We start from the raw sequence: 18,280 nt of genomic DNA on the forward strand, positions 1-18,280 counted from the left end.
ATACTTATCCAAGAATACACTTGATGTAGGTTAATTAATCAGGATTCGGCGAGTTGTTTGCGAATGCGGCTCAGGGATTCTGGCTGTATGCCCAGATAGGAGGCGATGTATTTGAGGGGAATGTTTTGAATCAGTCGAGGATAGCGATCGTTCAGCTCCTTATACCTCTCCGTTGCAGAGAGGGTGAGCAGGGCGATTTCACGTTCTTCTTTCCTCCGATAAATTCGCTCGGCATTCAAGCGCCCAATTCTCTCTGCATTTTTGTAGCGATCGCAGAGATCATCCAGTCCTGTCTTGCTGATAGATATCAGGGTAGTCGAACTCAGGGCTTCTATCCCCATCAGAGAAGGACGCTGGGTCAGGAATGAATAATATGCACTTACATAATCGCCAGGGAACATGAAGGCTACAGAAATTTCTTCTCCTTTTTTCTGGTAAAAAGCACGACAAACTCCTTCGTAGATGATGGAGAGGTATTGCTCAGCCTCTCCGATCTTACAAAGGAGTTCGCCTTTCTGGAAGGTTCTTTCAATTAAACAGGATTTTGTAGCCTGCCATTCTTCCTCACTCAGAGGAACCAGCTGATTGAAAGCGTTTCGAAGGATTTCCGTTTTATCTATCAAAGCAAAGTATCATGGGCTTTGAAAGACATCGCTACCTAATAGCTTTTGGTTTTTCGCTACTGGTAGGTGGTGGGCCGGGATTAGGTGCATCGCGAGAAGCCGGAGGGGCTCCCAATCCATGCTTATTGATCTGGATATTTGCCTCTTTCAAGGCACTAGCTCCCAGGCCTACGGCATAACGGGAAAAATTTCGTACATGAGGATAGAGATATGAATCCTGCGAATGCACCCGGGAGGGGAAATTCGCATAAGACAATATGATAAAGGCTACGCTCAGACCCAATGTATAAATAAGTCCTCCCAGCACAGCTCCCAGAGCATCGTCAATATTTACATTTACCTTATCCAGGCTTTTTGTAAGAAATCCCAGTACAGAGGAAACGACGATATAAGCGATCGCGAAAGCTGTAGCAAAACCAAGGACTGCTACCACCTCTCCCGAGATATTTACATTGAGGTAATCCTGGTACATACTTTCGGCAAAAGGCCTGAACCTCCAACCCAGTATAACACCAGCTCCAATTGCTACAATACGATTGATGTTTCCGGAGAAACCTTTTTTGGCACCCCTTACCATGCCAAATATGATGATACCGGCTATGATTAGATCAAGTGGGTTGAGTACTATGGGATCTTCCATGGGAGAATTTAGCTGAGAATTTGCTTGACAATCTGGGAAATCGCTTTGCCATCGGCTTTTCCGGCCATGGCTTTACTTGCCATGCCCATGACCTTGCCCATATCTTTCATGGAACTGGCCCCGGTCTGTTCGATTATCTTTTTTACCTCAGCTTCAATTTCTTCGGTCGAAAGGGCTTTCGGCAGGTATTTTTCAATTACCTCCAATTCCTCTTTTTCCTTTTCAGCGAGGTCATCTCTTCCGTTGTCTTTGAATTGCTGCCAGGAGTCTTTTCTTTGTTTCGCCTGCTTGGCAAGCAGTTTCATCTCTTCTGCTTCTGACAAAGCTTCCTCTTTTCGTCCTCCGGCAGTTTCTGCTAATAAAATTTGAGATTTTATCGCACGCAAAGCCCTCAGACTCACCTGGTCTTTGGATCTCATTGCATCCTTAATGTCCTGATCAATAGTAGATTTAAGGCTCATACTTAAAGTGTTGGTTCAACAAATCTACAAATATTTTAATAAAACTTCAGCTTTTTGTTCACTGCCGAAATATTTTGGCTGTTTTTTCCCCGGTTTATAGAGATAAATGTTGACTGCGTCATCGGTATAGCCAAAATAGTCCTCAAATTTGAAGTTAAGATCCTGTAAGAAATGCAGGTTAGGAAGATCGACTTCACTAAAGTGTCTTTCTTTGAAGGCCTTGATGGGTTCCTTCTCTGGCTCAATGGTAATGAAGACAAATTGTATATGCTTCATTTCCTGAGCCGCTCCGGCGATCCACTCGGCCTGTTTATCACAATGATCACAATAAGGATCAAAAAGCATGATCATGGTTGGAATATCCTGAACAAGATTTGCATTGGTAAATCCTTTCCCCTCCATATCAGTGAAATAAAAAGAAGGAACATAGATCTGTGCTTGCAGACTTGCCAGACTAAGGCTAAAAAACAGTAGAATCAAAGATGATAACTTCATGTAAGGTCAATTTTTTCGTTTATTCCGCTTAATTAAACGAGAAATCTATGAATTTGATTGGTTTTTACTACCAAATTTTTATTCTAATGGTTAAATTGTTCAGCTCATAGGATCATCTCATATCGAATCTCCCCCAAAATTAGAATTTGCTTCGTTCTTTTTAACTTGTATTTTAAGAACCAAATCTATCAGCTTCTGTGTACAGGCATTTATCTTGTAAAATAAAGCCGACAAATTGGGCGTATTAACTCGACTCTTCTTACTTGCTTCACTTTGTTTCCTGCTCAGTTCATCTGTGCCGGAAAGTCCATTTGCTACTGTCAAACGCGAATTCAGAGCCGTTTGGGTAGCTACCTTCCATAATATAGACTGGCCATCTGGAAAAGGTCTCTCTGCCGATCAACAAAAACGGGAATATGAGGATTTGTTGAACAAACAACAGAGAAATGGCATGAATGCCGTCATTGTTCAAGTCAGACCCAGCGGGGATGCTTTCTATGAAAGCAAATTTGCTCCCTGGTCTGAATACCTAACAGGCACACAGGGAGAATCTCCCTATCCATATTACGATCCTTTGGGATTTATGGTAAAGGCTACCCATGATAGAAACATGGAATTTCATGCCTGGTTCAATCCTTTTCGGGCCGTATCTCATGTTCGCTTTAGTAGCGTGGCTTACAATAATATCAGTAAGCGACAACCTGATTGGGTGTTTCAATATGGGGATCGCCTCTATCTGAATCCGGGTTTACCTGCTGTAAGAAAATATCTCGTGGCTACGGTCATGGAGCTAGTGAACAATTACGACATTGATGGGCTTCATTTCGATGATTATTTCTACCCTTATACCAAAGATGGGATTCCATTGCCGGACAGATCAACTTTCCGCAGATATGGACAGGGGTTTTCCAATATAGATGACTGGAGGCGGAATAATATAGATAGCTTTGTCAAAGAGCTTTCCGACTCCCTCAAAATCGTAGCACCTCATATCAAATTTGGAATCAGTCCGGTGGGCATTTGGAGAAATAAATCCAAAGACCAAAGAGGTAGTAATACCCGGGTTTCCCATACGTCATATGATATGTTATATGCGGATGTGCGGAAATGGCTGGAGTTGGGCTGGATTGACTATGTTGCACCTCAGTTGTATTGGAGTACGCGACATCCTTCCGCCAATTACGAGGCACTTCTCCCCTGGTGGGCTGATAATAGTTTCGGCAGACATTGTTATATCGGTCATGCCATGTTTAAGGTAAAGAAGGACGCCTCCCGTCACTGGGACAATCCTACGCAATTGCCTTTGCAACTGGACATGAAGAAAAAACATCGTTCTTCTATCCAGGGCAGTGTTTTCTATAGTGCGAATTCTTTCGATGGCAATCCCCATCGCATGGAGGATGCCTTACAAAATAAATATCACAAGTTTCCTGCCCTGATCCCGAGTATGCCGTGGAAAGATAATATCGCGCCCCTCGCCCCGGAGCAACTCCAGGTGTATCGGGATCAGGAGAAAGTTCACCTTCATTGGAATATGCCCAAGCGTGCTTCGGATGGAGATCTTCCTCGCTATTTCGTGGTGTACAGATACCTTGCCTCTGAGCGCATCGATCTGGAAAATCCCCAAAAGATCATTCATATAGGAAGAGAAACTGCTTTCACTGACCTGAGAACAGATCGAAAGGAGAACTACACTTATGCAGTCACCTCCGTTGACAGGCTTCACAATGAAAGTAAAACCCTGGCAGCAGCAATGCTGAGAAGGACCGATTATACCCGTCCAGCTTTTAATGCGGATACCTTAAGATCGGATAATAAAGTTTATCCCAGGTATTGGGACAATCGGGGACAGAACCTCAGAAGAGATACCAATAATAAAAGTCGCTTTAAGAAAAGCGGGAATTAAAAAGGCTTCAAAACATTTATCATCCCGGATTCCTAATAGGTTTCGGGATGACAATTTTTTCAGGACTGATAATAGGCGATTTTAAAGACAGAACTCATTTCGCGTTGCATATCAAAAAAGGGAAACGGGCTTTGTGTGGACGGATTGCTACAGCTCCACCCAGCCTTCATTCAATTCGAGCAAATTCCTCCCGTTTCTGTTATTCAATTTTAACAAATACTCAGCTCCTGAAGGACAGCTGCAGGCTGGAGTTCCCCTACAATCTATATCAAAAGGGCTGTGTTTATAATCTATTGCCAAGACCTTTATTCCCTGTTCATTGAGATAGCTTTCTAAATTCACAAGTTCCTGTACAAGATTAGGGCCCCTTTCCCAGGGATAGGTACAATTGGTTTGATAGAGGGTATGGGTATAATCTTCTCGCTCCGGTTCAAATTCAGCTTCAGAGCATGAAGAAGTTGACAAGCCCAAGAGGCAGATGAAGCATAAGAATTTACTGTAGTAGTTTTTCATGGTTTATAGCTTAAGGATTATAATTCGTACCAGTTTTCCTCCAGGCCCAGAATCTTCTGCCCATTTCCTTCATCAGTCAAAACCTTAATCATTAAACCCGAAGGACAGTCGCAGGGATTGGCACATCGAATAAAACCTACTAAATAGGAGTATACCTTGATGGCTTCAATCTCAATATCTTCATCTTTCAGGTAATTCTTGACGTCCCGGGCAAGCCTTCGGTCATCGCTTTCATCTCCCCAGGGATCGGAGCAATTGGTTTGGTAATAGACATGGGTGAAGTCTTCAGGCAAGATTTCTTCTTCGCAGCCGCCTGTAAAAAGAACGCTAAGAGAAAAAATGCTTGCAAGAAACGTGGATTGTGATTTCATGGTGTATACGTTAAAGCTTTATCGGGACTTCCAACCTTCGTTCAAGTCCAGAAGTTTTTGTCCATCCTGATCGCTTAGATTGATCACAATACTCCTCCCGGTAACACAGGTACAAGCTCGACAACTGGCTATTTCTCCTCCTTCTACCTGACTTGCTAATACTTCTATTTCTTTAGCTGCCAAATAGTCGCTTACCAGAGAATCCAGTTCAGCAGCTTCGTTTGTATTTCCCCAAGGATCGCTACAATGCGTTTGTTCATACGCATATTGACTGGAGAGTAAGAGCGGATCCTCTCCATCGCAAGCGACAAAGAGGATAGCTGAAATAAGAATCAGGTAAAGGCCTTTAATATTCTTCATCTACTAACAAATATACTTAATCTGAATTCCAGCCTTCATTCAGGCCCAGGAGTTTCTGCCCATCCGCTTCACTGAGCTTTACATAGATCGTCTTTCCACTTGGGCAATTACAGGCGCTACAGAAAGTTCCATCTGCAACGAGTACGGTACTTTCTATTACAGAAATGCTTTGGCCATCCAGGTAATCAGCAACCAGGGTCTCGAGTTCAGAACTGCTATTTGTATTGCCCCAGGGATCAGAGCATTGTGTTTGTTCATAGGTATAAAAGGAAGCTTCAGGTAAAACTTCCTGCGTACATCCCACAGCCAAAAAGAAGAAGGCCAGAGGAATCAGATATATAAATTTATAGGACTTCATGGGTTCAGGGTTTTTAGTTTTCTATCCAACCTTCATTTAAATCTATCAACTTTTGACCGTCTTCTTCAGACAATTTAATCAAAATGGTACTACCTGTGAGGCAGTTACAGGCTTCGCAGCTTTGGCCATTTTCGCTTTCAATATCCGATTCTAAAACTGTAATCAATTTATCATTCAAATACTGGATCACTGCCTGAGTAAAGGCATTTGCCTCCCGGTCATTTCCCCAGGGATCGCTACATTTGGTCTGCTCATATTTGTGGGTAAACTCGGCAGGCGATAAATCCTCTTCGCAGGAGGTCCCTGCAAGGCTAAGGAATATTGCCAAAGCCATCATTAAATGCTTCAATTTCATATTTTACGTATTTACTGTGTTTGCTTTATATCTATTAAGACGTAGCAAAAGAAAGCTTCGCTGCGTATCAGGCGACACGCATATTCAAAATTCAGACACAGTAAAAGAAGATTGTTAGGGGAGTTTTGATTCCAGATGATTGCTGAGAACTTCTACCGATTTGTCCACTTTGTCTACATTCAATACGATCATATCACAGTACTTCTTGGTAGGCTCGACAAACTCAGTATACATAGGTGCAACAAAGCGCTCATAGTCTCGAAGAACTGCCGAATTGGAATATCCCCTTTCTATCTCATCTCTTTTCAAGCGTCGATAAAGTCTCAGATATTCCGGAGCATCTACAAAAACTTTCAAGTCTATAAGATCTCTGAGTTTGGGGAGGTGGTATATAAAAAGGCCTTCCAGGATAAGAATAGGCGCGGGTGCCATGATAATATCATTGGCAGTATGTGCGGGATTGTTGAAGGTGTATTCTTTGATTCTGACCGTTTCGCCTCCCAGGATACGCATCATATCCACATGAAGCAGTTCGAGGTCAATAGATTTGGGATGGTCGAAATTTACGAGACCTTCTGCGTCCTGGTCTTGTTTTTCGTAAGGGAGGTAATAATTGTCCTGAGAAACCAGCGTCAAATGGCTGGCTGGCAATTTTGATAGTAACTGATTGAGTAAATAGGTCTTTCCGGAGCCACTTCCTCCGCAAATCCCCATCACATAAGGTTTAATCATTGATCTGTTCATTTAGAAAAGCAGCGAACTCACGCACAGCTTTACCACGATGTGAAATGGCATTCTTCTCCTCAGGGCTCATTTCTGCAAAACTCTTGTCATGTTCCAACGGAACAAAAAGAGGGTCATATCCAAAACCTCCCTTTCCCTTCTCTTCCCGGCTGATCTCACCTTCCACTTTGCCCTCAAAGGTATGCAAGTTTTCTCCATCGAAAAAAGATATAACCGTTCGAAAGCGCGCAGTCCGTTCTGATTTGTCAGCCATTTCTCGAAGCATCTTATCTACATTGTCCTGATAGGAACAATTCTCTCCCGCATAACGCGCGCTATAAACACCAGGTCTGCCATCCAGGGCATCCACTTCTAAACCTGTATCATCAGAAAAACAAGGAATACCAGCAGCGGCATAAAAACTTTTCGCCTTTAAGGTCGCATTGCCTTCGAGGGTATCTTCGGTTTCCTCCACATCCATATCAAGTTCTATGTCTCTCAAACTCAGGATATGAAATTTTTGTCCTACTAGTTCCTGGATTTCTTTTAGCTTGTCTTTATTGTTGGTTCCGAAAAGGATTTTTGTTGGCATAATAAATAAGTGTTCTGGTGTTCTCGGGTTCTTGTGTTTAGGGGGATATGCATGAAGTGTTATAGTGTTGTGGTTTTGTAGTTTTTCAGTAATCCTAAAATAACACGAGAACATAAGCGCACTACAACACCTCCCCTTTACATCTCCCCTGCTACTTCTTTCATAATTGTTTCCAACTCAGTCTTTGCTGAAACCTCTTTTATTGCTTCAGCCAGATGAGGACTCAGCCAGATCTTTTTTCCTTCCATTTCTACAGGCGAACTTAAGCTGCTATCCAATTTATCACAAAGTACTGCAAAGGGCACGCCCATATCTCTCAAATCCAAAGTCCTGGCATCATCTTCAATTACTCCAAAGCCGATTTGCGTAAGATCGATAGCTGCTGTTAGCATAGAGGCTTTCAATAAGCCAGTGAATTCTTTATTGCTGAATTCGGATTTATGGAGAATGAGGGCAAGGCGTGCACCCGGTTTCATCTTCCAGACAGGCTGCTGACCGCTTTGCAAAGGACTTAGGTCTATCACAGGAACTACTTCCTCTTTCACTTCCTCAACGATAGCTTCAACTGTAGGAACAGCGGCTACCTCCAGCGTTTCTTCCTTTGCTTCCTGAACGGGTTCCTCAGCGAGCTGAGACTTTTCTGGTTCAGGGAGAATGAAGAGTTTATCTCCATAAAGACGTTTGATATCTGAGGGACTGAGTTTCATAATTCTTTTGCTTCTGCAAAGATATTAAGCTTTGGATAAATTACGATTGCTTCTAACAAAAGATCCGAACAAATTTCTTTGCCCGGATCCACCTATGTTTTTCCTGTATTAAACAGAAGGTATTACCATTTTGCGGCGCGCTCCAGCTGTGTCATTTTAAATGCATGCTTGGGCGCTTTATAAGAGACTTTGAGGTCCTTAAGTTCCTCATGTTTGGCCTGCATATCTTTGAATACATCCGCATGACTTCCATAGGCCATTTCGTTTTCTGTATGAGCAGAAACTTTGGCGATTAGTTGCCAGCTTGGAAGCACATCAAAAATATTGTCCAGATTTCTCCAACGGTCTACGGCCACAGCTCCTTTGTCCAGGCGGCTTTTGGGCAATTGCATCCATTGCTCAGGACTCATTTGACGAATTTGCTTGGCAAGACTGGAAACCTGAGCCATGCCTTTTCCATTGATGTAAGTTCCTTCACCCTCGATGGAGGTGGCAGCGGGAAGTACCACAGCGGCCAAATCCAGGGCATCAGTATTGTGCAGGGAGTGAACTACAGCATTTGTTTTGCCAAGTTCTGAACCCAGTTTTGAAAAGCTTTGATCATCTTCAAGGGCATAGAGGTTCTTGATCTTTCCTCCGGCCAATTGCTTTTGGAAATCTTCAAAACTCATGGCTTTGAATCCCAGAAGTTCACAGGCAGCTGCATTGGGTGTCTTATCATCAGATAAGAGCCATTCATCACCTGAACCTTTTTCCACATGGGTGATATAGTGAATGCTACGTTTCCCGAAGGAAGCAGCCAGTTTCTTCAGGGCGAAATTGCTTTCCATAGAAGCGGAAGCAGATCCCAGGAAGAAAATATCTTTATCAGCATTGTTCAATAGCTGGGCAGCTCTTTCCAGGCCTTCTTCAAAGTTTACCGGAATACCGCCCTTAATCTTTGTACCAGAAGTACGGTTCTCATTGTAGTAAGCTACATTGAGGCGATAGGCATCTGGCATCCAGTGGCCATTTACAGCTTCATTTTCGCGAGGCGTGATTCTCATCACTTCATTATCCCGAATCCAAACATAAATATTGGTTCCGGTGCTATCATTCATATCTATGCCAGGTGCATAAGCCATTTCCCAGGGTCTCGCTTTAAAACGATGGGCTCTGGAAGTAAGGGCTCCTACCGGACAGATATCTATGGTATTCATGGAATAAGGATCGTCGAAGGTCTCTCCGGGAGGAGTTGCCGGGCAATTTTTATCTCCACGACCTACGATACTCAATTGATGAGAACCTGATATTTCACTGGTGAAACGCGTACAACGAGTACAGTTGATACAGCGTTCTTCATCCAACATAACTCTGGGTCCTAATTCTACACGCTTGTTTTTATGCCCTTTTTGTACCTCAAAACGAGAACCTTCTGGTCCATATTTATAGGTCCAAACCTGTAAAGGACATTCACCTGCCTGATCACAAATCGGACAATCCAGGGGATGGTTTACCAACATGTATTCCAGTACACCTGCCTGCGCTTTTTTGATCTCAGGAGAAGTACGATGGGTTTTGACAAACATTTTATCTCCAACAGGTGTATTACAAGCTGTATTGGGCTTGCGTCCCCATTGAATAACCGGATTGCCTTCCTCGTCGTATTGATACTCACCCGAAGCACGGTCTCGCGCATGATATCCAACTTCTACCAGACACATCCGGCAGTTGGTGGGAATACTCATAGTAGGGTGGTAACAGAAGTAGGGAATTTCGATTCCGTTGTCGAGTGCGAATTGCAGTAGTTTGTGGCTGCCCTCAAATTCGATTTCTTTCCCGTCAATATTTACAGTTGGCATGCGTTAGTAATTTTTCGATCCTTTTACTAAGGAAATAAAGCAACTAAAATTAGGAATAAATTTCAATTATTTTGGATAAAATTGGAATTTGGAACTGATTACCAAATAATTCATGCATTTACACATTGTCTCCTTTGAAATTCCGTTTCCAGCCAATTATGGAGGGGTCATAGATGTATATGCCAAAATTGAGGCTCTATTTGAAGCAGGAGCGAAAATCCATTTGCATTGTTTTTATAAAGACAGAGCACGAGCAGATGAGCTAAATCTCTTTTGTGAGGAGGTCATTTACTATCCCCGCAAGGCCATTGCACGCTCCCTTCCCCTCAATTATCCTTACATCGTTCAGTCTCGAAATTCCGGCAAATTGCTCAAACGCCTCAAGCAAGATGATTATCCCATCTTATTTGAAGGCATCCATACGACCTATTATCTGGGTCATCCTCGTTTTGAAGGAAGAAAGCAGTTTGTCCGCATGCACAATGTCGAGTGGGAGTATTATTATCAATTGGCTCAACGGGAGGAAAATTTTGTCAAGAAACAATACTACCAGGTAGAATCCCGCCAACTACAGCATTTTGAAGGCATATTGGCACATGCAGACAAAATTCTCTGCATTTCCCCCAAGGATACCGACTATTATGCAAATGCCTTTGATCAGGTAGAATATTTACCTGCATTCCATAAAAACCTCTCGGTGAGTAGTAAAAGCGGCAAAGGAGAATACTGCTTATATCATGGCAATCTGAGTGTTTCCGAAAATCATGAGGCAGTCATGTTCCTGATTCATGAGGTATTTTCTCAGATGGAAATCCCCTTCTTTATAGCGGGGAAAGATCCCAGACCGGAACTGATCGCCCTGATCAATGAATTTGATCATATCACCCTTAGACACAATCCGGGAGATGGGGAGATGCTGGATCTGATGCGAGATGCCCATGTTCATGTTTTACCAACCTTCCAAAGCACAGGCATCAAACTAAAGTTGATCAATAGCCTTTACAATGGTAGATTCGTCCTCGTCAATCCACAGATGGTTCACAAAACAGGTCTGGAATTTGGCTGCATCATTGCGCACGAAGGAGAAGAGTTTCGCGAGATATTGAAAGAGCTCATGGATGTACCTTTCTCGGAAATAGACTTGGCTCAGCGGAAAGCTTCTTTAGGAGATATGTTTTCCAATAAGGCCAATGCAGAGAAACTACTCAACTGGTTTCAAGAATAAGCTATACACAAATACATGCCCATTAAAAACATGCTGATCGACCTCGGAGGCGTACTCCTTGAGATCGATATCGATTCTACCTTGCAAAAATATCGTGCATTGAGAGCTCCTGAAGCAGGCCAATTGGACTATGGCAAAGAAGGACAGGATCTCTGGTTTTCCAAACTGGACAAAGGCGAAGTAAGTATAGAGGAGTTTGCTGATGGATTAAAAGAAAGTTTCCAACTACATGCCAGCCAGGAGGAAATCATCCAGATTTGGGCTGACCTGCTCAAGCCTGTCTTTCCCGGCAGAATAGAAGCAATCCAGCAATTGAGTGAGAAATACAATCTCGCCCTTCTCAGCAACACCAGCGAATATCACTTTGGTATCTATGAACCAGCGTGCAGACCCATGTTTGAACAAATGGATCATATCTTCACTTCTTTCGAAATGGGAGTAAGCAAACCCGATGCGGTCATTTATGAACAAGCTTTGGAAAAAAGTGGATGGAAGGCTGAGGAGACTATTTTTCTGGATGATTCAAAACAAAATATTGAGGGGGCGAAAGCAGTGGGATTACATACCTTCTGGATAGAAACTCCAGATCACTTCCTAAAGATGATGGAGGAATATGGATAAAAACAGTAGGGACAGATAATAATCTGTCCCTACTCAATATGTATTTTAAGATATCTTTATTCTTCTCCATTGCAATGCTTGCGGATGCGATCATAGGCACTTACATCTCCTAATTCTCCCGCTTTACTCCAATCCAGACAGGCGCCATTTACATCTCCTCCCTGCATTTTGATGGTAGCTCTTGCATTGTAGGCTTGCGGATCGCGAGGACGAATTTTCACCAATCTATCCAAATCCTTTACGGCAGAAGGAAAATCTCGCAAAGCAATAAAGGCTTCTGCGCGGTCAAAAATAATACTCAGGTCTTTACCTTTGGTCAACTTGATCGCATGGTTCAAGTCAGAAATAGAACCTCTATAGTCTTGTAGTCCCTGCTTGGCTTTGGCTCGGGCCCGGTAATATTTACTGGATTTTGGCTTCCCCTTGATGGCAATATTGAAATCCTGCATGGCAGCCAGGTGATTTCCCAGGCCTATTTTTGCATTTCCACGCTGATAATACGCTTCCGCATTGATGGGATTTATATCGAGAGAAAGGCTAAAGTCCTGAACGGCTTTACTGTATTCACCCAATTTCAAACGAGTGAAGCCCCGATTAAAATAGGCAGCATCATTCCTTGGATTCAGTTTGAGTACCATACTGAAATCAACAAAAGCGCCCCGGTAATCGTGAATCTCCATTTTTGAGATACCTCGTTTAAATAACTCCTTCTCCGTTTGAGCCTGTCCGGAAAAAAGAAAGCATATCAACAAGATATGTAAGCTGAAGAAAGTCTTCATGATCGGATTATTTCGCATACCTTCAAATTTAGAGAATCGAGCTTTATATGCAAAAGATTCCCTTTTGCGACTCTTACACATGTTATCATAACGATTTTTACTTGCATTATTTTCTTTTTGAAGGATTTTTTCGCCGAAAGTAACCCAAGCTATTGATTAAGCTACTACCTTTGGGCCTTCCTTATAACTCAGATAGAATTTCCCTATAAACTTTCTGAGGAAAAAGGAAGCAAAACAGCTATATGAAAAAAGGTATTCAGGCATTTTTACAAGCTCTTCTGGGTTTTGAAAATTATCTGGTAGTTTTCTCACTCTTTAAGATCTATACCCTTCGTTGGGATAGTCAAAACAAAGAAGGGGATTTCAACTACTTCCTGAAATTTCTCAAACCCGAGGACCATGTACTGGATATTGGTGCGAATATTGGGATTATGGCTGCCTTAATGGCCAAAAAGTGTAAGGATGGACGTGTCCTGGCTTTTGAGCCTATTCCGGAAAATTGCCGGGCCTTGCTCAGGGTCAAAAAGTTCCTGGCCCTAAAAAACATAGAACTATATCCTATTGCTTTAGGGGAAGATGAAGGTGAAATAAAGATGGAAATGCCCATCATGAAAGGGGTAAGGATGCAGGGATTGAGCCATGTCAACCATTCGAGCATAAAAGGTTATCAGGAAAATGGCGTAACATTTACTGTTCGCCAAAAGTGCCTGGACAAGATGGAGGAGCTTCAGGATTTGAACATTTCGGCCATAAAAATGGATGTAGAAAACTATGAACAATTTGTCCTAAAAGGAGGCCTTGAGCTCTTCAGAAAGCATAAACCCGTATTATATTGTGAGCTCTGGGACAACGAAAATCGGCAGGAATGTTTCCGCCTTTTAGGAGATTTGGACTACGAATTTTTTGTTCTCTCAGAGCTTGGATTGAAAGTCTTTGAGGCGGGTAAAGATTTACAGCATAATTTTTTCTTCATTCCCGCTGAAAGGAAAAAAGAATTTCTTTAACTTTGGGCGCTTTAAAAACAGGCAATCCTTATCCATGGTTTCACTTAGTTACAAAGATCAATCTCTCAAGGCTACCATTCCTTTGCCCTCTTCCAAAAGTGAGAGCAACCGAGCTCTTATCATCCAGGCATTGAGTCAGGGTAAGGTGGAGTTGGACAATTTGTCCTCCGCGAGAGACACCCAAACCATGATTCGCCTGCTCAGCTCTGAGGGGCATGTACTGGATGTAATTGATGCCGGTACCACTATGCGCTTCCTCACAGCTTATTTTTCTGCTGTGAGCCGCGATCAGATCCTCACAGGCACCCCACGCATGTGCAAGCGTCCTATTGGGATACTTGTTGAGGCGCTTCGTGAACTTGGTGCAGAAATAGAATACTGGAAACAGGAAGGATTCCCTCCTTTGCATATCATCAGCAAAGGGAGTCATATGGAAGGCGGAGAGATCAGCATGAAGGGGAATGTTAGTAGCCAGTACATAACAGCCCTTTTGATGATCGGACCGACCTTGAAAGGAGGTTTGAGGATCAATTTGGAAGGAGAAATCAGTTCTCGACCTTACATAGAGATGACACGTGGCTTGATGGCTCATTTTGGAGTGGAGAGTCATTGGGAGAATCAGAGCATCATTGTTAAAGAGCAAGCCTACCAAAAAAACAACTATACCATAGAGTCCGATTGGTCAGCAGCCAGCTATTGGTATGCGATGGTGGCCATTGCGGAGGATGCAGAAGTAAGCCTTGAGGGTTTGAGGAAAGATTCTATGCAAGGAGATAGAGGGATCGTTGAGTTGATGAAGAAATTTGGCGTAGGCTCCCGCTTCAATAAGGATGGAGTAATCCTCACGAAGATCAAACCTCAGGCTGGCAAAGGCTTATTGGAAATTGATTTCAGCGATATGCCAGATATGGCGCAGACGGTTGCCGTAGTAAGTGCTGCCAAAGGTATTCCGGTTCGCATGACAGGTCTCCACACCCTCAGGATAAAAGAAACAGATCGCATTGACGCTATTTACAATGAACTCGCAAAATTTGGCGTGGAAGTTCAGGTAGATGGCAACATTTGCACCATAGATGGAACGGTCGGAAAAAGCAGTTCTATCATCAAGACTTATGACGACCATCGCATGGCGATGGCCTTTGCCCCCCTCTTATTCACCCAAAACTCCCTGATGATCGATGATCCGGAAGTTGTTCAGAAATCTTATCCAGAGTTCTGGCAGCACCTCAAACTCGCAGGGGTTAAGGTGGATGAATATTAAACCGTAGGCGGGTGTTGGTGTGTTAGCGTGTTAGTGTTTACCTCTCTAACACCCATCCAGCCTGAAACGCTAACACTTTTTTTATGAAAGTACTCATCATTGGAGCAGGAAACATGGGGATGACCTATGGGCAAAGTTTCGTCAATGCCAGTATCCTCAGCAGTACGGACCTGCACGTATTAGAAAAACATGGAGGGAAAGAGGAACAGATCAAAGGGATCAGTTCGCATACCATAGAAACTAGTCCGGGTGAATTTATCCGGGACATGGATTTGATCATTTTGAGTGTAAAACCTCAGGATTTTCAGGAATTGGCAAAAGCGATACGCCCCTACCTTCGTCCAGATCACCTGATTTTGTCGATAATGGCAGGAATCAAGGTTTCGGGGATAGAGCGGCAGTTGGGCATCAAAAAGATCGTAAGAGCTATGCCAAATCTTCCCGCTCAAGTAGGTCTGGGGATGACGGTTTTTACGACTTCATTGGAAGTAAGTCGTCTGGAGATATTTACTGTCCAGAACCTTCTTAATACAACGGGGAAAACCCTCTATGTAGAAAATGAAGATCTGCTTGATAGTGCAACCGCCGTTTCAGGTAGTGGGCCAGCCTATGTATTCTACTTCATGGAGTCTATGATGAAAACGGCACGGGGAATGGGATTTTCAGACGCAGAGGCCCAATTGTTGGTCAAGCAAACTTTCCTCGGTTCTATCAATCTCCTCAATAAAAACAACCTCTCCTGCAGCGAATGGATCACCAAAGTTTCCTCTAAAGGAGGAACCACAGAAGCTGCCATCCGGCAATTTGGACAGATCGAGTTGGAAGCTGGAATAAAAGCAGGACTCCTAGCCGCTGAAAATCGCGCTCAGGAGTTGAGTGAAGGCTAGGGGAAGTGTTCACGTTTTCTGGTGTTCTTGTGTTTTGGTTATACTCCAACGTGAACACAAGAACACCAGAATACGTCTCTACTCCACCTCCATCAATTCAATATCGAATATCAATATCGAATTTGGAGGAATGCTGCCCATGTTTTGAGGGCCGTATCCGAGATAGGAAGGGATGACAAGTTTTCCTTTACCGCCGACTTTGAATAAAGCGATGCCTTCATCCCATCCGGCGATGACTCTACCACCTCCTAATGGAAAAGCGATGGGTTGATTGCGGTCATAAGAAGAATCGAACTTGCCACCGTCTATCAAACGACCGGTATAATGTACGCTTACTGTTTTGCCAGCTTCAGCCTGTGCGCCTGTCCCTTCTTTCTCCATCACATAATGCAAACCGGAAACGGTTCTTTGCAATTCCAGGCCTTCCTGTTCAGCATAAGCCATGATTTTTGGCATTTCTTCTGTCATTTGCTTCTCAACATACTCCTGCATCATGCGCTGCTGTTCTTCCATCTTTTCGGCCTCATGTGCCTGATAAGCTGCCTCATCCAGAATCCCCAGTAGTTCTATTTCGAACATCAAAGTTGCATTGGGAGGAATCACCCCTCCTGCTCCCTGCTCGCCATAGGCAAATTCAGGGGCGAGGTATAAAATTCCTTTCGAACCTTCTTTAAAAAGAGAAAGTCCAAGGTCCCATCCTTTGATCACATTTCCCTGCCCGAGTTTGAATACAAAAGGAGCTCTGCCTTCAGAGGTATCAAACATCTGCCCGTTCAAAAACTTTCCGGTATAATTTACTTTTACATATTCTCCTGCCAGCGGTTTGCGACCTTCTCCCTGCTTTTCGATATGGTAATATATCCCCTCAGGACTAATGAGGAAAGGAAGTGCATTTTTCTGCAAGAAGGATTCGAGGAAGTTCATATAAAGGTGTTAAAGTGTTATTGTGTTCAAGTGTTCTTGTAAGACGGAAGATCAAGAACAGCTGAACACTCGCGCACTTGAACACTTACAAATATTTACTCGCTTCACGTACACTCAGGGGGGATAATTTTTCTTTGGACAGAAAATCCCGCACAGCATCTGCATCGAAGCGACTATATTGCCGAAGGGCCCAGCCTATGGCTTTTCTGATAAAGAACTCATTTGAATGGCTGAGCCGCCGGATGAAGGCGCAAAGTAAGTCAAAATCTGTCTCATTCCCGTACTTTAATTGAAAAAGCAAAGAAGTTCGCTGCAGCCAGATATTTTCCGAATCCATCCACCTACGCAAGTAACCCTCTTTCAGTTCTGGATACTTCTTCAAAGATTTCCCTACCGAATTGCTTGCGATAAGGTCCACAGTATCCCACCAGGATTTTGTAGTTATCAGAGTCTCATAGAGGTCGAGATAATCAGCTGGTGCATATTTATCATACTTTCGCACCAAATCTACCGCCGTTAATTGGTATTCTCTTTCCGGTAGATCCCATAGGGCAAGCACTATTTCCTTAGGTGCGCTTTTATCCGGATTCTTAACGGATTGAAGGAAGGATTTGGAAAGTTCTGAACGAAGAGGTCGTTTTAATCCAAAAAATTCATACTGACCACGCATATAATCCTTCATGGCTTGGGCATTTTCCGGATGTCTATGCGCCTGATAGGCCGCTTTTAGTTCTTCCAATTCTTTTTCAAACATATAGCTATGATCGAAAAATCCTGTAAAAGAAAAAAGCAGCAAGTCAAAACTCACTGCTAACCCGTAAATACGTATGCTATGAAAACAAAAAAACCCTAATTGCGATAAGCTAATTATTTCGCTTATGCACCTTTAAGACCTGACAAATGATATACAGGTCACAGCTTTTTGTGATTTTTTTTCAAATTTTCAAGATAAACCCCTCTCTTTGAGCTCCATACACTTTTCCGCAATTCCATAACTCGCCACTCAATTCCATTATTTACATAGGTATAGGCCCAGATAAAGCCTGCTTTTTGATAAGCACGAAATGCCCGAGGATTCCGGCTGAGCACCTCTATCACACATTTCCTTAAAGACATATACTCAAAGAGATGATCAGAAAGTAGCTTGATAGCTTCCGTCCCATAGCCTTTGCCATGATGCCCTGCCTGTCCGATGATGATATCCATATCGGATCGCCCTTCTACAGGATCAATTTCATTGTAGTTTACCTGCCCAATAAGTTCCTGCTCTAAATAAATCCCAAAACACCTTCCTTTATCAGGATCTTCATCCTTGAAATAATGATCAGGCCATTCATGCTTAAAAATAGTATAGGAAGGAATCGTATCTCCATACAAATCCCCATACCAAAAAGGAGTAGAATCCGATTCGGTTGCCATCAGGAAGAACTTATAGCGCTCTTTCATAGAAAGAGGTCGGAGTTCAATATGTGGCCCCTTCAATGTCATAATAACAACTTCTGCCTGGAGGATCTCATCCCAAATTCTCACATCAGTTTCAAAGCTTAGGCTAAGCGAAATCAGGAAAAATCACTCCATTTTTCCGAAATAAAGGAAGCTAGATGTGCAGATAATCATATATCTTAATAAGATAA

The 18,280-nt window shown here is 43.0% G+C and carries 23 protein-coding genes; 6 read left to right on the forward strand and 17 right to left on the reverse strand.

Features of this window, described 5'->3' with window-relative positions:
• Window positions 1–38 precede the first annotated feature (38 nt).
• Genes R8P61_19095 through R8P61_19110 form a run of 4 tightly spaced genes read right to left on the reverse strand, consistent with a single transcriptional unit; the run spans window position 39 to window position 2,219 of the window.
• Window positions 39–623, reverse strand: coding sequence for a Crp/Fnr family transcriptional regulator (locus R8P61_19095; GenBank protein ID MDW3649182.1), 585 nt, complete (start codon window positions 621–623; stop codon window positions 39–41).
• Between the two features lie 31 nt (window positions 624–654).
• Window positions 655–1,263 (reverse strand): CvpA family protein, encoded by a 609-nt coding sequence (locus tag R8P61_19100; GenBank protein MDW3649183.1) that lies wholly within the window; start codon window positions 1,261–1,263, stop codon window positions 655–657.
• Window positions 1,264–1,271: 8 nt separating this feature from the next.
• Window positions 1,272–1,724 (reverse strand): GatB/YqeY domain-containing protein, encoded by a 453-nt coding sequence (locus tag R8P61_19105; protein ID MDW3649184.1) that lies wholly within the window; start codon window positions 1,722–1,724, stop codon window positions 1,272–1,274.
• 24 nt (window positions 1,725–1,748) lie between these two features.
• Complete coding sequence (locus R8P61_19110; GenBank protein ID MDW3649185.1) at window positions 1,749–2,219, reverse strand: hypothetical protein; 471 nt, start codon at window positions 2,217–2,219, stop codon at window positions 1,749–1,751.
• A gap of 235 nt (window positions 2,220–2,454) precedes the next feature.
• Here R8P61_19110 and R8P61_19115 point away from each other — a divergent pair, with 235 nt between their 5' ends.
• Window positions 2,455–4,125: a family 10 glycosylhydrolase gene (locus tag R8P61_19115; GenBank protein MDW3649186.1), complete on the forward strand. Its 1,671-nt coding sequence runs from the start codon at window positions 2,455–2,457 to the stop codon at window positions 4,123–4,125.
• A 147-nt stretch (window positions 4,126–4,272) separates the two neighbouring features.
• Here the strand turns inward: R8P61_19115 and R8P61_19120 are convergent, their stop codons facing one another.
• The 9 genes from R8P61_19120 to R8P61_19160 all read right to left on the reverse strand — a co-directional run bounded on the left by R8P61_19120 (window position 4,273) and on the right by R8P61_19160 (window position 9,945).
• Window positions 4,273–4,638, reverse strand: coding sequence for a hypothetical protein (locus R8P61_19120; protein MDW3649187.1), 366 nt, complete (start codon window positions 4,636–4,638; stop codon window positions 4,273–4,275).
• Window positions 4,639–4,655: 17 nt separating this feature from the next.
• Window positions 4,656–5,009, reverse strand: a complete 354-nt coding sequence (locus R8P61_19125) for a hypothetical protein (GenBank protein ID MDW3649188.1) — start codon at window positions 5,007–5,009, stop codon at window positions 4,656–4,658.
• 18 nt (window positions 5,010–5,027) lie between these two features.
• Window positions 5,028–5,369 carry a hypothetical protein gene (locus R8P61_19130; GenBank protein MDW3649189.1) on the reverse strand — a complete coding sequence of 114 codons (342 nt, stop codon included), beginning with the start codon at window positions 5,367–5,369 and terminating at the stop codon, window positions 5,028–5,030.
• Between the two features lie 16 nt (window positions 5,370–5,385).
• Entirely contained in the window at window positions 5,386–5,727 is a 342-nt protein-coding gene (locus tag R8P61_19135; protein ID MDW3649190.1) for a hypothetical protein, read from the reverse strand.
• Between the two features lie 13 nt (window positions 5,728–5,740).
• Entirely contained in the window at window positions 5,741–6,082 is a 342-nt protein-coding gene (locus R8P61_19140; protein MDW3649191.1) for a hypothetical protein, read from the reverse strand.
• Between the two features lie 114 nt (window positions 6,083–6,196).
• Window positions 6,197–6,814, reverse strand: coding sequence for a uridine kinase (gene udk, locus R8P61_19145; protein ID MDW3649192.1), 618 nt, complete (start codon window positions 6,812–6,814; stop codon window positions 6,197–6,199).
• Window positions 6,807–7,397, reverse strand: a complete 591-nt coding sequence (rdgB, locus tag R8P61_19150; protein ID MDW3649193.1) for an RdgB/HAM1 family non-canonical purine NTP pyrophosphatase — start codon at window positions 7,395–7,397, stop codon at window positions 6,807–6,809. Before rdgB ends, udk begins: the two co-directional genes overlap by 8 nt.
• 137 nt (window positions 7,398–7,534) lie before the next feature.
• A complete protein-coding gene (locus R8P61_19155) occupies window positions 7,535–8,104 on the reverse strand; it encodes a hypothetical protein (GenBank protein MDW3649194.1) in 570 nt (189 codons plus the stop codon).
• Between the two features lie 122 nt (window positions 8,105–8,226).
• Window positions 8,227–9,945 carry a 2Fe-2S iron-sulfur cluster-binding protein gene (locus tag R8P61_19160; protein MDW3649195.1) on the reverse strand — a complete coding sequence of 573 codons (1,719 nt, stop codon included), beginning with the start codon at window positions 9,943–9,945 and terminating at the stop codon, window positions 8,227–8,229.
• A gap of 112 nt (window positions 9,946–10,057) precedes the next feature.
• Between R8P61_19160 and R8P61_19165 the strand changes: the two genes are divergently transcribed.
• Together R8P61_19165 and R8P61_19170 are read left to right on the forward strand one after the other, a co-directional pair.
• Window positions 10,058–11,170 carry a hypothetical protein gene (locus R8P61_19165; GenBank protein ID MDW3649196.1) on the forward strand — a complete coding sequence of 371 codons (1,113 nt, stop codon included), beginning with the start codon at window positions 10,058–10,060 and terminating at the stop codon, window positions 11,168–11,170.
• 15 nt (window positions 11,171–11,185) lie between these two features.
• The gene (locus R8P61_19170; protein MDW3649197.1) at window positions 11,186–11,791 is read left to right on the forward strand and encodes an HAD family phosphatase; all 606 of its coding nucleotides are present in this window, start codon (window positions 11,186–11,188) and stop codon (window positions 11,789–11,791) included.
• A gap of 56 nt (window positions 11,792–11,847) precedes the next feature.
• On the opposite strand, the gene R8P61_19175 is transcribed toward R8P61_19170, so the two are convergent.
• On the reverse strand, window positions 11,848–12,588 hold the full coding sequence (locus tag R8P61_19175; GenBank protein ID MDW3649198.1) for a tetratricopeptide repeat protein: 741 nt from the start codon (window positions 12,586–12,588) through the stop codon (window positions 11,848–11,850).
• Window positions 12,589–12,812: 224 nt separating this feature from the next.
• On the opposite strand from R8P61_19175, the gene R8P61_19180 reads away from it, so the two are divergent.
• From R8P61_19180 to proC, 3 genes are all read left to right on the forward strand, one after another.
• Window positions 12,813–13,574 (forward strand): FkbM family methyltransferase, encoded by a 762-nt coding sequence (locus tag R8P61_19180; protein ID MDW3649199.1) that lies wholly within the window; start codon window positions 12,813–12,815, stop codon window positions 13,572–13,574.
• A 34-nt stretch (window positions 13,575–13,608) separates the two neighbouring features.
• The gene (aroA, locus tag R8P61_19185) at window positions 13,609–14,835 is read left to right on the forward strand and encodes a 3-phosphoshikimate 1-carboxyvinyltransferase (protein MDW3649200.1); all 1,227 of its coding nucleotides are present in this window, start codon (window positions 13,609–13,611) and stop codon (window positions 14,833–14,835) included.
• A gap of 83 nt (window positions 14,836–14,918) precedes the next feature.
• Window positions 14,919–15,722, forward strand: coding sequence for a pyrroline-5-carboxylate reductase (gene proC / locus R8P61_19190; GenBank protein ID MDW3649201.1), 804 nt, complete (start codon window positions 14,919–14,921; stop codon window positions 15,720–15,722).
• 78 nt (window positions 15,723–15,800) lie between these two features.
• Here the strand turns inward: proC and R8P61_19195 are convergent, their stop codons facing one another.
• The 3 genes from R8P61_19195 to R8P61_19205 all read right to left on the reverse strand — a co-directional run bounded on the left by R8P61_19195 (window position 15,801) and on the right by R8P61_19205 (window position 18,176).
• Entirely contained in the window at window positions 15,801–16,646 is an 846-nt protein-coding gene (locus tag R8P61_19195; GenBank protein ID MDW3649202.1) for an FKBP-type peptidyl-prolyl cis-trans isomerase, read from the reverse strand.
• Between the two features lie 85 nt (window positions 16,647–16,731).
• A complete protein-coding gene (locus R8P61_19200; protein MDW3649203.1) occupies window positions 16,732–17,400 on the reverse strand; it encodes a DNA alkylation repair protein in 669 nt (222 codons plus the stop codon).
• A gap of 158 nt (window positions 17,401–17,558) precedes the next feature.
• On the reverse strand, window positions 17,559–18,176 hold the full coding sequence (locus tag R8P61_19205; protein MDW3649204.1) for a GNAT family N-acetyltransferase: 618 nt from the start codon (window positions 18,174–18,176) through the stop codon (window positions 17,559–17,561).
• Window positions 18,177–18,280: the final 104 nt, after the last annotated feature.

The sequence above is a fragment of the Bacteroidia bacterium genome, assembly GCA_033391075.1.
Taxonomy (GTDB): domain Bacteria; phylum Bacteroidota; class Bacteroidia; order J057; family J057; genus JAWPMV01.